This is a genomic window from Acidovorax sp. FG42 (genome assembly GCF_057809195.1).
The window spans coordinates 209460-223073 of the sequence record NZ_JBMDJM010000004.1; the positions used below are offsets into that span (position 1 = coordinate 209460).

15 protein-coding genes are annotated in these 13614 nt (G+C 64.3%); 3 read left to right on the plus strand and 12 right to left on the minus strand.

Features of this window, described 5'->3' with window-relative positions:
• Positions 1-43: 43 nt before the first annotated feature.
• From flgE to flgB, 4 genes are read right to left on the minus strand one after another with little or no spacing between them, the layout of a single operon-like run.
• Entirely contained in the window at positions 44-1324 is a 1281-nt protein-coding gene (gene flgE / locus ACODSM_RS06855) for a flagellar hook protein FlgE (RefSeq protein ID WP_116748071.1), read from the minus strand.
• 38 nt (positions 1325-1362) lie between these two features.
• Positions 1363-2016 (minus strand): flagellar hook assembly protein FlgD, encoded by a 654-nt coding sequence (locus ACODSM_RS06860; RefSeq protein WP_209820602.1) that lies wholly within the window; start codon positions 2014-2016, stop codon positions 1363-1365.
• Between the two features lie 18 nt (positions 2017-2034).
• Positions 2035-2439: a flagellar basal body rod protein FlgC gene (gene flgC / locus ACODSM_RS06865; RefSeq protein ID WP_015015832.1), complete on the minus strand. Its 405-nt coding sequence runs from the start codon at positions 2437-2439 to the stop codon at positions 2035-2037.
• 36 nt (positions 2440-2475) lie between these two features.
• A complete protein-coding gene (flgB, locus tag ACODSM_RS06870) occupies positions 2476-2946 on the minus strand; it encodes a flagellar basal body rod protein FlgB (RefSeq protein ID WP_015015831.1) in 471 nt (156 codons plus the stop codon).
• Positions 2947-3179: 233 nt separating this feature from the next.
• Here flgB and flgA point away from each other — a divergent pair, with 233 nt between their 5' ends.
• From flgA to ACODSM_RS06885, 3 genes are all read left to right on the plus strand, one after another.
• On the plus strand, positions 3180-3992 hold the full coding sequence (gene flgA / locus ACODSM_RS06875) for a flagellar basal body P-ring formation chaperone FlgA (protein ID WP_015015830.1): 813 nt from the start codon (positions 3180-3182) through the stop codon (positions 3990-3992).
• 94 nt (positions 3993-4086) lie between these two features.
• Entirely contained in the window at positions 4087-4407 is a 321-nt protein-coding gene (flgM, locus tag ACODSM_RS06880) for a flagellar biosynthesis anti-sigma factor FlgM (protein WP_015015829.1), read from the plus strand.
• Between the two features lie 42 nt (positions 4408-4449).
• A complete protein-coding gene (locus ACODSM_RS06885; RefSeq protein WP_295943293.1) occupies positions 4450-4824 on the plus strand; it encodes a hypothetical protein in 375 nt (124 codons plus the stop codon).
• A 123-nt stretch (positions 4825-4947) separates the two neighbouring features.
• Here the strand turns inward: ACODSM_RS06885 and ACODSM_RS06890 are convergent, their stop codons facing one another.
• From ACODSM_RS06890 to motB, 8 genes are all read right to left on the minus strand, one after another.
• On the minus strand, positions 4948-5664 hold the full coding sequence (locus tag ACODSM_RS06890) for an RNA polymerase sigma factor FliA (RefSeq protein ID WP_015015827.1): 717 nt from the start codon (positions 5662-5664) through the stop codon (positions 4948-4950).
• Between the two features lie 166 nt (positions 5665-5830).
• Complete coding sequence (locus ACODSM_RS06895) at positions 5831-6628, minus strand: hypothetical protein (RefSeq protein ID WP_488804761.1); 798 nt, start codon at positions 6626-6628, stop codon at positions 5831-5833.
• Positions 6621-8114 carry a flagellar biosynthesis GTPase FlhF gene (gene flhF / locus ACODSM_RS06900; protein WP_488804762.1) on the minus strand — a complete coding sequence of 498 codons (1494 nt, stop codon included), beginning with the start codon at positions 8112-8114 and terminating at the stop codon, positions 6621-6623. Before flhF ends, ACODSM_RS06895 begins: the two co-directional genes overlap by 8 nt.
• Positions 8111-10192 carry a flagellar biosynthesis protein FlhA gene (flhA, locus tag ACODSM_RS06905; RefSeq protein ID WP_015015824.1) on the minus strand — a complete coding sequence of 694 codons (2082 nt, stop codon included), beginning with the start codon at positions 10190-10192 and terminating at the stop codon, positions 8111-8113. The genes flhF and flhA overlap by 4 nt, the downstream gene beginning before the upstream one ends.
• Complete coding sequence (locus ACODSM_RS06910; protein ID WP_110961868.1) at positions 10189-11343, minus strand: EscU/YscU/HrcU family type III secretion system export apparatus switch protein; 1155 nt, start codon at positions 11341-11343, stop codon at positions 10189-10191. Before ACODSM_RS06910 ends, flhA begins: the two co-directional genes overlap by 4 nt.
• 222 nt (positions 11344-11565) lie before the next feature.
• Entirely contained in the window at positions 11566-12192 is a 627-nt protein-coding gene (locus ACODSM_RS06915; RefSeq protein WP_488804763.1) for a protein phosphatase CheZ, read from the minus strand.
• A 4-nt stretch (positions 12193-12196) separates the two neighbouring features.
• Positions 12197-12583, minus strand: coding sequence for a chemotaxis response regulator CheY (gene cheY, locus ACODSM_RS06920; RefSeq protein ID WP_010466076.1), 387 nt, complete (start codon positions 12581-12583; stop codon positions 12197-12199).
• Positions 12584-12655: 72 nt separating this feature from the next.
• Positions 12656-13588: a flagellar motor protein MotB gene (motB, locus tag ACODSM_RS06925; RefSeq protein ID WP_488804764.1), complete on the minus strand. Its 933-nt coding sequence runs from the start codon at positions 13586-13588 to the stop codon at positions 12656-12658.
• Between the last annotated feature and the right edge of the window lie 26 nt (positions 13589-13614).

A 13614-nucleotide genomic window follows, 5' to 3' on the forward strand; every position in this document is an offset into this window, starting at 1 on the left:
GGCTCTCCGGGGTCCTGTACAGGTTCAGTAGGGGCTCAGTCGATCAGCGCAGGTTGACCAGGGTGGACATCACCTGGTCTTGCGTCTTGATGGTCTGTGCGTTGGCCTGGTAGGCGCGCTGGGCGGTCATCATGTTCACCAGCTCGGCGGTGAGGTCCACGTTGGAGTCCTCCAGGGCGCCCGAGCGCAGCGAACCAAAGCTGCCGTCGGTGGCCGTGCCGACCACGGGCTGGCCCGACTCGAACGTGGCCACCCAGTTGTTGCTGCCCACCGAGGCCAGGCCCTGCGTGTTGCGGAAGCTGGACAGTGCGAGCTGGCCCTCGGCACGCGTCACGCCGTTCGAGTAACGGGTCATGATCATCCCGTTGTTCTCGATGTTGATGCCGGTCAGCTCGCCCGAGGTGTAGCCGTCCTGGCTCAGGTTGGACACCGCGAACTTGGTGCCGAACTGGGTCACTTTGTCCAGGCTCACTTCCACGGTGTACGCAGGCAGGTTGTTGGGGTTGGGCGGCGTGGGGTTGACGGTGAGCGGCAGCGAAAAGCCGGTGGCGGGTGGTGTGGCCACCGGGCCGGTGATGGCGCCGTTGTTGTCAAACGTGATCTGGCCGATGGGCGTGGCCACCACGGGCGGAACGGCCGTGGGGTCGTCCAGCGCGTCGTACACGTCCCAGGTGTTGTCGGTGGCGGTCTTCTGGAAGTACAGGCTCACTGGCTTGGCCACACCTTGGCTGTCGAACACGTTGATCGAGGTGCCATACGTGGCGCGTGGCGTGGCCGGGATGGGGGGCGTGGCCGTGGGGTCGCCAGCCGCGTCGGTGGCGCGGGCGTCCAGGTTGAAGGCCGCCGTGATCTTGGTGGTCTGCTTGGCGGGGATCGGCTCAGCCGTCGGGAACACCATGGGAATGGGGTCGGTGCCCGTGCGCAGGCCCGTGACCGGGTCCACCGGGAAGCCCATCACCTTGGCGTTGTCGTTGGTGATCATGTTGCCTTCCTTGTCCAGCTTGAAGTTGCCGGAGCGGGTGTAGGCGGCGGTGCCGTCGGGCAGCGTGAGGGTGAAGAACCCGTTGCCGTTGATGGCCACGTCCAGGCTGTTGCCGGTGATGGTCAGGTTGCCCTGCGTGAACTGCTGCGCTACGGCCGCCACTTCCACGCCGATACCTGCGTTGGAGCCGCCCGCAGAGCCAATGGCGGAAGCCACCATCTCGGCAAACTCGGCCCGCGAGGCCTTGAACCCGACGGTGTTGGAGTTGGCAATGTTGTGCCCGATGACATCGAGGTTCTTGCTGGCGGCGTTCAGGCCGGACAGGCCTTGCTGAAAACTCATGGTGTTCTCCTGTTGACGCGATACGAAGCGGGCTGGTGTTACACCAAGGCCTTGATCTGGCTGTAGTTGATGGTTTTGCCGTTGGACAGGCTCAGCACTAGCTGTCCGTCTTCGGCACCTGCGGCGGTGACTTTGGACAGGCTCAACGGGGTGGAGTCCAGCTTGGTGGAGCCGTTGACGGCCGTCACGCGGAACTGCAGTGCATCGGTGGAGCCGGTGTACTTGCTGGCATCCCAGTCAAAGGCATGGCGGCCTGCGGCCTTGGCGCCCAGATCGATGGTGTCCACCACCTGGCCGCCTGCAGTCGTGACCTCGATCTTCACGTTGGTGGCCGCCGAGCCCAGCTCGAAGCCGCCCTTGCCCGTCTTGTCCGCCACCGCGAGGCTGGAGCCTTCGGTCAGCACACTGCGGCCCACCAGGGCCGTGCCCTGCATGACTTGCAGCGAGTTGAACTGCGACGCCATGCTCTGCATGGTCTGGTTCAGTTGCTGGATGCCGGTCACCGTATTGATCTGCGCGATCTGCGAAGTCATCTGGGCGTTGTCCAGGGGGTTCATCGGGTCCTGGTTGTTCAACTGCGCCACCAGCAGCTTCAGGAAGCGGTCCTGCGCGGCCGACGGGTCGCTGGCCGCGTTGGCTTTGGTGGACGCGTCTGTGGTGGTCGTGACGGCGTTGGTGGCACTGAGAATCATGGTGGGGTCTCCCGGGAATTACTGGCCCATCTGCAGGGTCTTGAGGAGCAGCGACTTGGCCGTGTTCATGACCTCGACGTTGTTCTGGTACGAGCGCGAGGCGGAGATCATGTTGACCATCTCCTCCACGGCATTGACGTTGGAGTGGGTCACGTAGCCCTCGGCGTCCGCCGAGGGGTGGCTGGGATCGTGCACGCGGCGGCCCGGCACATTGCTTTCGCTGATGCCGCTGACCTTGACGCCCGCAGAGCTGTCGGCGCCCATCGGCGCTGTCTGGAACACCACCTGGCGTGCCTTGTAGGCCTGACCGTCGGGACCGGCCACTGCATCCACGTTGGCCAGGTTGCTGGCCACCACGTTGAGCCGCTGCGACTGCGCGCTGATGGCGCTGCCGGACACATTGAAGATCGAGAACATGGACATAGGGTGGCTCGCTTTCTGCGCTGCTGGGCTGCGTGGTTATTGGCCCTGAATGGCGCTGAGCATGGTTTTGGCGTTGCCGTTGATGAACCGCAGCGTGGCTTCGTAGCGCACGGCGTTGTCCACGAAGTTGGCGCGCTCGCGGTCCAGGTCCACCGAGTTGTTGTCCAGGCTGGGCTGCGTCTGCACGGCGTAGCCGAGAGCGCCTTGCCGGTCGATGCTGGTGCTGGAATTCACGGTGGGCAGCGGAATGTGGTGCGGATCGGTGGTGCCCGCGGTTCCGTACGAGCCGCTGGTGGCCAGCCGCGTGATGGCCGCGCCGGGCGTGCCGGTGGCCGAAGATGTCACGCCCGTGGCCTCGCGCAGCGCATCGCCAAACTTGAAGTCCCGAGCCACATAGCCCGGCGTGTCGGCGTTGGCGATATTGCTGGCGATGGCGCGCTGGCGTTCACCGCGCAGCACCAGGGCGTTGCCGTGAAAATTCAGCTGGTTGGTCATCTTGTCAAGCATGTGTGCCTCACACCGTCGGTTGCAAAGTCGCCAGCCCGAGGGGCCTTTTTGGCGTTGCTTGATTATGGAAACCGCGCCTTTTTTCTAAAGCGCGAAGAAGTGGCAAATGGATGCGCAGTTCCGGGTTTTGCGTTCAAGGCGCGTGCCTATAGTTCTAGGGGTGAGATGGCCTCTGCCTTCCTCTGCGCACTGTGCGCGGGCAGTCTGGCCCGTCGATGTCCAAGGAGGCCCCCATGTCCACCCATTCCCTTTTGATGCATGCCCGCCACGGCGCTGTACTGCGCGGCGCGACCCGTTCGCCCCTGGTGGCCCGTGCCCGCGCTGTGCTGCGCATGCTGTGCTTGCTTGGGAGTGTGGCCGGGGTTCTGCTGGGTACTGCCGGTGTCGCTCATGCCCAGTCGGCGGCGGACCCTGCGGCAGACCTGGGCCCGCTCACCCAGCGCTGGCTGGACGATGCTTTGGCTCGCAACCAGTCCTCCGCACTGCCGCTGCGCATGGAAGTGAGTGTTGGCTCACTGGATTCGCGCCTGCGGCTGGCGCCCTGCGCGCGCGTTGAACCTTATCTCCCTGTGGGTGCCCGCCTGTGGGGCCGTACACGCCTGGGGCTGCGCTGTGTGGAAGGCGCGACCGCATGGAATGTGTTTTTACCCGTCACCATCAAAGCGTTTGGGCCCGCCTGGGTGCTGACGAACAATGTGGCGCCGGGCGCAGTATTGACTGCCAACGACGCCACCGAGGCCGAGGTGGATTGGGCGGCCGATGCCTCCCCCGTTCTGGCCAACCCCGATCTCTGGGTGGGTCAGACCGCCGCTCGCCAGCTCGTGGCGGGTCAGGCGGTGCGCCAGGCCATGGTGCGGGCCCCGCTGCTGTTCAAGGCGGGTGCGCAGGTCAAGGTGGTGGCCCAGGGGCCCGGCTATGCAGTCAGCTCGGCGGGACAGGCGTTGACGGCGGGCTCGGCTGGACAGACTGTGCGCGTACGCATGGAGAATGGGCGTATCGTGAGCGGAACTGTGAACGATTCTGGGACGGTGGACGTCACTCTGTGATGACGCACCGGTAATAAATGGCTAAAGTCCGGGCCAAATGGGTCGAAAACATTGCTACTGATGCCCCACATCCAACGGGGTGGTGGAGAGAGCGATGAAGATAGGTCAAACACCGGAACTGCCGGGCGGGTTGCCGCCGACGGGGCTTGCCAAGCAAGCCAAGGCTCCCGCCAGCGCTGCGGAAGGAGCCACGAAAGACGCACTGGTTGCGTCATCCGCCGGTGTGCCCGTCACTGTGTCCACCGCAGCCCGTGCGCTCAGCCCTACCACCCGCAGCACGGCAGATTTTGACGCAGGGAAGGTCAAGGCTGTGCGCGCTGCCATCGAGAAGGGTGAATTTTCGGTCGACGCGGAAGCCATTGCCGACAAATTGTTGTCCAACGCCCAGGAGATCCTGTCCCGCTCGCGGGGCTGATCGGCGTTTTGTTAGAGGGCGCAATCCGTCGCACAATGCGCCATGACTCTGGAAGAATCTCTCTCAGCTGTTGAACAGCGGATCGAACAAGTCTCCGCCGCACTTCTCGCGGCAGATCCTACCTCCCTGGAAAAACACAGTACGGCCTTGCGCGATGCAGCGGCCGACTTTTCGCGTGCGCTCGAACAAGCCGCCGCGCGTGGCATGCCGCTACCGGCTTCGCTGCAGAAGCGTGCGGATGCCATCCGCACCATGCTGACTTTGCACCGTGACAGCCTGGCCCGGTTGGCCGCCGTCACCGACCGCCAGGCCGCGGGCTTGTTGCCTCCGTCCAATGCAGCTTCTACCTACGGGGATGGCCTGGGCGCGCGCGGAGCTGCGCCAGGCGTGGCGCGCATTTACCGCTCTGCGGGCTGAGCACCAAAGACTTTTCTGAGGGAGGGTCGGGCCGGGGTGCAAGAGGTGCCCGCCCGCGCAGCCATCCAAACTGTTGGCCCCGCAATGCCTTGTGTTGCCCGGCTCGTGGCCTGACGCGCGGGCTCAGTGTGCGCGCATCTTGGCACGCAGGCGGGCAATCGACTGGCTGTGCAACTGGCACACCCGAGACTCGGTCACACCCAGCACGGCTGCAATTTCCTTGAGGTTCATGTCATGTTCGTAGTACATGCCCATGATGTGCTGCTCGCGCTCCGGCAGGGTCTTGATGGCGTTGACCAGTGATGTCTTGAGCCGCTGATCGCGCAGCAATTCCACCGGGTCGGCCGCGCTGTCGGCGACGTGGCGGTCCAGAAACCCGTCCTCGTCGTCGTTGCCATGCGTCATGTCTTCCAGGTACACCAGCTGGGTACCGCGCACCTTGCCCAGCAGGTTCTGGTAGTCCGCCAGGCTCATGCCCATTTCGCCGGCTATTTCAGACTCCAGCGGGCTGCGGCCCAGCTTTTGTTCCAGCCGGTGCACGGCGTGCTCGATGTCTTTCTGGCTCTTGCGCGAGCTGCGGCTCATCCAGTCACCCTCACGCAGCTCGTCGAGCATGGCGCCCCGGATGCGCTGGGTGGCAAAGGTTTCAAACTGCACGCCCTGTGCCACTTCGTAGCGCGACAGGGCTTCGGCCAGCCCCATCATGCCGACCTGGATCAAGTCATCCAGTTCGACATTGGGAGGCAGCTTGGCGATCATGTGGTGCGCAATCCTCCGCACCAGCGGTACATGCTGGCGGATCATGGCATCGCGATCAAGCTGGCCTTTGGCGGTGTACATAGAGAGGGTGTTATGCACTGGTAGGGCGGGTATGCGATCTTGTTCTGGAGCCGCTTGGGGGTGCCATCGCCCGAACTTCATCCGCCTCGCGGGGCTGGCGACTGGCCAGACCGTTGGGGGCAGTGCGGGTCAACGTGGGTACGTAGAGATGCATCACAGGCTCTGGTCAGTGGCTCCGGACAAAATGCGCAGGCATGCCTGTCAAGTTGCTGGGTGTCAGCGCAGCCAGCGCTCCGTTCATGGTGCCCGCATTTTCCAGCAGTTGCAAGGCCAGACGCTGAAGATCCTGGGGGTTCTGCGTGGCAATGGTGGTGGTGCGAATGGGGCCGCCCAGATGGCGTTCGGCGCAGGCCTGCAGGGTCATCAACTGGGACTGGGCCTTGCGGCGTTCGGAGGCCGTGTTGCTGTGCAGCAAGGCAGCCACCATACAGGGCAAGCCCGTGTGCAGCGCGATCTGCTTGAGGCTTTTGTAGCTCGTCATCACCCCCGCTGCGCCGCTGCCCATGACCACCAGCGGCACCGTGGCCGTGTGGGTGAGCAGGGGCCCCAGTGTGGACGCCGGTGCGTGAATCACCATCAGGCCGTAGGTCCTGAAGTAGGGCAACAGGCTTTCCATGGGTGATCGGGCGGTGTCACCGGCCTTGCGGCTCAGGTGCTGCAGCCCCTTGGCCGCCGGAATCACGGCGAGCGAAGACGCCGTGGCGCCCAGGTTCAGGCTGGCACCGTCATTCCATGTCGCGTGTTGCAGCAGGTGCAGCAGCCCGGGGCTGTCGTCGGACTCCTGCGCTGTACCGTCGAGCACCACCACCGGGTAGCCCAGCCGCTGCAGGCTGGCGCAGATTTGCCACAGCGTTTCGAGGCCATTCGCCGTGTTGCCCTGGCTGGCGACGGCCAGCAGCCGCAGCTCGGCCTGCGGGGTGAGGCTGTGCAGGCTGGCCGCCTGATGAAAACCCAGATCAAGCATCGACCAGCCCCCCCTCCGTCACGGTGTCGGGAGAGTGCGAGAAAAAGAAGTTCAGGTCCGTCGCCTTGGGGTCGAAGGCCGACTTGGCGGGCGACCGCATGGATGCGCTGATGAGCTGGTGGGCGTTGGCACGCTCCCAGTCCTCGGGCACCCGCTGGCCGTTGGTCACGCCGCGCAGCACCATCTGGTGGCGGATCAGCGCGTCAATCGCGGGGCCCAGCTTCACGGCTTCGTCCACCTTGGACAGGATGGCTTGCTGCGAGCCGTCGGTCTTGAAAGCGGTGAGCACATCATCCAGCGTGTCGCCATGGCAACCGGCGTTGAGCACCAGCAGGCGGTTGACATGGGGCAGGTCCAGCACGTCCAGCATGTCGCGCTTGCGCGGGTCGCGGGGGGCCACGCCGGTGGTGTCGATGAGCACCATCTTCTTGCCGCTGAGCAGGCCCAGCAGGTCTTGCAGCGCGGCACGGTCGTGTGCCAGATGCGCCACGATGCCCAGCATGCGGCCATAGGTGCGCAGCTGCTCGTGGGCACCCACACGGTAGGTGTCGAGTGTGATCAGGCCCACGCTGCCGGGGCCGTGGATGCGTGCACACATCGCTGCCAGCTTGGCCGTGGTGGTGGTTTTGCCCACGCCGGTAGAGCCCACCATGGCGAAGATGCCGCCCTGTTCATACAGGGGGGGATCGGTCTGGTCGGTCTTGAGGTTGCGCTCCAGCACCTCCATCAGCCACCGTACCGATTCGCCCGCCGACAGATCCTCGGGCATGCGTTCGAGCACAGCACGGGCCAGCGAGGGGGAGTAACCAGCACGGATCATCTTGAGCATCAGGTTGGACTGGATCGGGTTCTGGCGCGCCTGCCCCAACCAGGCCAGCGTGTTGAAGCGGTCCTCAATCAGTTCCTTCATCGCATGCAGTTCGTTCATCACGCTCTGGTTGTTCGACTGGATCAGATGAGCGCTGGGAACCTCCTGCCGGCGGCGCGGTGGCTCGGGCGGGATGTCCATCGGGATGGTGCGCAGCGGGTTGTGGCGCGCCACGGAGGGGGCGGACATGCGCTCGCGTTCGGGTTCCTGGTCGCGGCTGCGTTCAGACAGCGTCTGGGGTTCCGACGGGCCGTTCAGGGCCTCGTGGCGGCGGCGTAGCATACGCTCGCGCACATAGTCCTGGAACGACAGCGTGCTCATGGCCAGCTGTTCGGTGTCTTCCTCGACCGGGTTGCGGCCCAGGCCCGACGCTGCCGCCTGCTGGCTGGCGCGCTGTGCGGTGCTGCGCGGGGTGCCGGGCGCCAGCAGGGGCGCATTGGACGAAGAGGCGGGGGCACCACCATCCAAGGCCGACAGCGTGTCCTCGGCCGTGGCCACCACTTCCACGCCGTTGGCCGTGGGGCGGTTGGACAGGATCAGCGTGCCGTCGCCAAAGGCCATGCGCGCCTTGGCCAGAGCCTCCCGGGAGGTGGGGGCGGTAAAGCGTTTGATGTTCATGCTGATGCACCTTTAAGGATCGGCCCAATACGGATGGTGTGGGTCTCTGGAATTTCACTGTGTGCCAGCACCTGCAGGCGGGGCGCCACGCGGCGCACCAGACGGGAGATGGCATTGCGGATCTGGTCGGGAACCAGCAGGCAGGCGGGCAGGCCCATCTCTTCCTGCTTGAGGGCCACTTCGGCGGCCTTCTGTGTGAGGATGTCGGCCACACCGGGGTCGAGCGCAGGGCCTGCCGTGTTGCCCAGGGCCTGCACCAAAAGGCGCTCCAGGCCGGGTTCGATGGCGATGACGTTGAGCTCGCGGGTGGGGCCGTAGATCTGCTGGACGATGGCAGGCGAGAGCGCAATGCGCACGCGGCGGGCCAGCTCGACGGGGTCGGAGACCGCACCGGCGTGCTCGGCCAGCGTCTCGATGATGGTGCGGATATCGCGGATGTGCACAGACTCTTCCAGCAGCAGCTGGAGGACCTTCTGGAACGTTGCGATGGAGACCATTTTCGGGACCACTTCTTCGATGAGCTTGGGGGCCAGCTTGGCCACGTGCTCCACCAACTGCTGCGTTTCGGTGCGGCTGAGGAGCTTGGCGGCTTGCACTTGCATCAAGTGTGACAAATGGGTGGCCATCACGGTTTCGGAATCAACGACGGTAAAACCCGCCATTTGTGCGGCTTCCTTCTGCCGATCGTCGATCCAGTGTGCTGGCAGGCCAAAGGCGGGGTCGGTGGTGGCTGTGCCGATCAGTGGGGTGGTGATGCCGCCTGGGTTGATGGCCAGGAACATGCCGGGGAAGGCTTCGCCTTCGCCCACCACCACGCCGCGCAGCGTGATGCGGTAGCCGCTGGGCTTGAGTTCGAGGTTGTCGCGCACATGCACGGCAGGGGGGAGGAAGCCCACTTCCTGCGCAAACTTGCGGCGCACGCCCTTGATGCGGGTGAGCAGGTCGCCCTGGCGGCTCTTGTCCACCAGACTGATCAGGCGGTAGCCCAGCTCCAGGCCCAGCAGGTCCACGGGCTGCAGGTCGTCCCAGGTGGCTTCGCCGTCGGTGACCGGTGGCGGTGGGGCCTCGACGACGGGCGGTACCTTCTGGCGCTCGTACATCATCCAGGCGCCATATCCCAGCAGGCCGCCCATGGTCAGGAACACCACATGTGGCATGCCAGGAATCAGGCCCAGCAGGATCAGGATGCCGGCTGTGACACCCAGCACGCGGGGCGACATGAACAGCTGCTGCACGATCTGGCGGCCCATGTCGTGGTCCTTGCCCACGCGGGAGATCACCATGGCGGCGGCCACCGAGATCAGCAGGCCGGGAATCTGCGCCACCAGCGCATCACCAATGGCCAGCAGGATGTAGCTGTCGGCCGCCTGCTTGGCCGACAGGTCGTGCTGCAGCACGCCAATCGTAAAGCCGCCAATGATGTTGATGAGCAGAATCAGAATGCCCGCGACGGCGTCGCCGCGCACGAACTTGGAGGCACCGTCCATGGAACCGAAGAAGTTGGCTTCTTCCGCCACTTCGGCGCGGCGGCGCTTGGCTTCCTTCTCGTCGATCAGGCCGGCGTTCAGGTCGGCATCCACCGCCATCTGTTTGCCGGGCATGGCGTCCAGGGTGAAGCGGGCCGACACTTCGGCAATGCGCTCGGCCCCCTTGGTGATCACCACGAAGTTGATCACCACGAGGATGGCAAACACGATCAGACCGACTGCGAAGTTGCCGCCAATCAGGAAGTGGCCGAAGGCCTCGATCACCGCACCGGCTGCGCCCGGGCCCTGGTGGCCTTCCAGCAGCACCACGCGTGTGGAGGCCACGTTCAGCGACAGGCGCATCAGGGTGGTCAGCAGCAGCACCGAAGGGAAGGCTGCGAAGTCCAGGGGGCGCAGCATGTAGGCCGCAACCATCATCACCATCAGCGCAACGGCGATGTTGAGCGTGAAGAAGGCATCCAGCAGCCACGGCGGGATGGGCAGCACCATCAACGCCAGAATCGCCACCACCAGCAGGGGGGCCGACAGGCCCTGCAAGGCGCTGGCGTTGGTGCCCGCCCATTGCTGCAAAGACTTTACGGAGGTGTTCATACGGCAGCACCTTGCACCGTGGTGCGGTTCAGCGGATCGAGTTCAGGCGGCACAAATGGCTCCACCAGGCTGTCGGGCATGCGGCCTTCGCCACGCAGCGCGGCCTTGAGGCGGTACACATACGCCAGCACCTGGGCCACGGCGGTGTAGAGCGTGGCGGGGATGGCCTGGTCCAGCTCGGCATGGGCATACAGCGCGCGGGCCAGCATGGGCGACTGCAGCACGGGCACGTTGTGCTCCCGGGCCACGTCGCGGATCTTCATGGCGATGAGGTCGGTGCCGCGCGAGATCACCTGGGGCGCACTCATGGTCTTCTCGTCGTACTTGAGGGCCACCGCATAGTGGGTCGGGTTCATCACCACAAAATCGGCCTTGGGCACGGCGCTCACGCTGGCGCGGTCGGCGATTTCGCGCTGCTTCTGGCGGATGCGGCCCTTGATGTGGGGGTTGCCGTCCGACTCCTTGTGCTCCTGCTTGACTTCCTCGTGCGACATCTTCAGCCGCTCTTTGAAGAAGAACGCCTGCAAAGGCACGTCCACTAAAGCGGCCAGAAACACGACCAGCAACAACAGGCTCATGCCCGAAGTCAGCCAGTCGGCAATCTGGCGAAGGGCCATGGGCGAGGGCTGCAGCACCAGCATGGCGACGGTTTCGATGCTGTTGCCCAGGAACTTCCAGGCCACATAGGTCAGGATGGCCGTCATCAGCACCATCTTGGCCACGTTGGCCATCTGCTGCTTGGAAAACAGGTTGGCCAGCCCCGAGATCGGGTTGAGGCGGCTGAACTGGGGGGTGATGGGCTTGGCGCTGAGGATCCAGCCGCCCGCTCCGATGGCGCTGATCAGGGCCGCCGCGCTGGTCAGCGTGGCGAACACCGTGCTGGCGATCACGCCCACGATGACCATGTCCTGCAGCCGCGACAGCATGGTGCCCGGCGCCATCACCGTGGCCGCATTGAACGCCAGCTGCTGGCTCATGGCCCACTGCATGCGGTCCATCAGCTGTGGGGCCAGCAGCAGCATGCATGCGGCGCCCGCGCCCAGAATGGCCAAGTGCGACAGGTCGCGCGAGCGTGCCCCTTGGCCGTCTTCGCGCGCTTTTTGCAGCTTGCGCTCTGACGCGGGGAGGCTTTTTTCTTGGCTGGATTCCATGATGGCATGACGGCTGGGGTCATGCCATTGTCGTGAGCGACCTGGAAATCTAAAGGTGGATAAGGGGGCTGCCGCCCCCTCTTTTCGGTGAGGCCCGGGGTGTTTTCAGTCGCTGGCGGGCGTCTGCCCGCTACGGCCGATGGTCATCAGCATTTTCAAAAATGATAGCGGCTAGGGCATATTGCACTAGCGCTTGAAGCACATTGGGCTGAAAACAGCGTGTCAGAAGCCCAGACTGGCCAGCAGATCGTCCACCTGGGACTGGTCGGTGACCACGTCGGGCGTGTTGTCCGGGTCCACCACCGGGCCTTGCAGGTGGGCCGGGCGGGCGGGCTCGGCGGGTACCTGGGCGTTGGGCGGGGCCGTCTGGATGAGCAGTTGCACCAGTTGCTCTTCAATGGTGGCTGCCAGATTCACCACGCGCGCAATCACCTGGCCGGTGAGGTCGTGAAAATCCTGGGCCATCATGATTTCCGTGAGGTGTGTGTCGGCCTCTTTGGTCACACGCTCCACGTCGGTCAGGAAGTTGAAGATCTCGCCCTTGGCCACGGCAGCCACCGGGTCGGCGACCAGCGAATTGACGACCCTGCGTGTTTCCGCTGCAATGTAGTCGTGCTGCGCCTTGGCTTGCTCCACGCGGTTGAGCACCTTCTCGGCCGCCTCGCCCGTCAGCCGGGCGATGTACGACAGTCGGCTCTGGGCGTCGGGCAGTTCGCCCATGGAGCCGCGCAGCTTGTCGGCATACCCCAGTTCATTCAGTGAATCGTGAAGCTGGCGGGTCAGCAGGCCAATCTTGTTGTGAACATCGGCTTCGGCGGCCGGCTGGCTGTTGTCCGGTGTGTCGTCCATGGTGTCATAGCCCCATCTTCTTCAGAATCAAGGTCACTTTCTCTTCCAGAGTTGCCTTGGTGAAGGGTTTGACGATGTAACCCGCAGCACCGCCCTGAGCGGCCGCAACGATGTCTTCCTTGCGCGCTTCGGCGGTCACCATCAGGACGGGCAGGTGCTTGAGCTTGTCGTCCTTCTTGATCTCGGCCAGCAGCTGGAAGCCGTTCATGTTGGGCATGTTGATGTCGGTCACCACAAAATCAAACTTGCTGTTGCGCAGCTTGTTGAGTGCGGCGACACCATCCTCGGCCTCGTCAGCGTCTGCAAACCCGCTCTCCTTGAGCAGGTTGCGAACGATGCGTCGCATGGTGGAGAAGTCGTCAACGATCAAAAAACGAAGGGCTGTGGTCACTTGGGACCCTTTCAGTCGAGATTTACTGTAAGCATTGTCATGGGCGGCAGGTTTGGTGACAAGTCGTAACTGTTACCTGCTTGGGGGGGGATTTTCCCGCTTTTCAGTCAACAGTTCTGTGGACGTGATTTCGGGAATCCCTTTGCCCATGAGCCGTTCTTCGGCCTCCCGGGTCAACACCGTGATGGTGATGCGCCGGTTGGAGGGGGAGCGTGGGTTCTTGGGGTCCAGCAGATCACTGGCGGCCAAGCCCACCACGCGGCCCAGTTTAGCGTCTGGCATGCCGGCAGAGACCAGCTCTCGGCGCGAGGCGTTGGCCCGGTCTGCCGACAGCTCCCAGTTGCTGTACCCCTTTTCGCTGTTGCCATAGGGCACGGCGTCGGTGTGGCCAGCCAGGCTGATGCGGTTTTCAACGCCGCCGAGGGCCGCGCCAATTTCGCGCAGGATATCGCGCATGTAGGGTTTTACCAACGCGCTGCCGCTGTCGAACATGGGGCGGTTTTGGTCGTCAATGATCTGGATCTGCAGCCCGTCGGGCGTGATGTCGATGCGGATCTGCGACTTGTACTCGTTCAGGCGCGGGTTTTCCGTGATCAGCGCATCAATCTTGGCCTCCAGGGCCTTGAGACGCTCCTGGTCCTGCTTGGCGCGTTCCGCCCGCGCGGCATCGATGCTCATGCGGCGCTGCTTGGCTTCTTCCACATCGGAGCGGCGCACCTGGCCATGCACCTTGGACAAATCGTTGCCGCCACCGGGGATAACGCTGGAGCTATTGCCCGCGCCGTCGCCACCGGTCATCGCCACTTTGAGCGGCGACGCGAAATACGCCGCAATGCCCTGCAGCTCCCCTTTGGCCGTGGAGCCGAGCAGCCACATCAGCAGGAAGAACGCCATCATCGCCGTCACAAAGTCGGCATAAGCGATCTTCCAGGCGCCCCCATGCACCGCGTGCCCGCCTTTCTTGACGCGCTTGATGATGATGGGCTGGAGCTTCTTTTCTGCCATGGCAATGGGGGCGTTGTAGCGCGGCT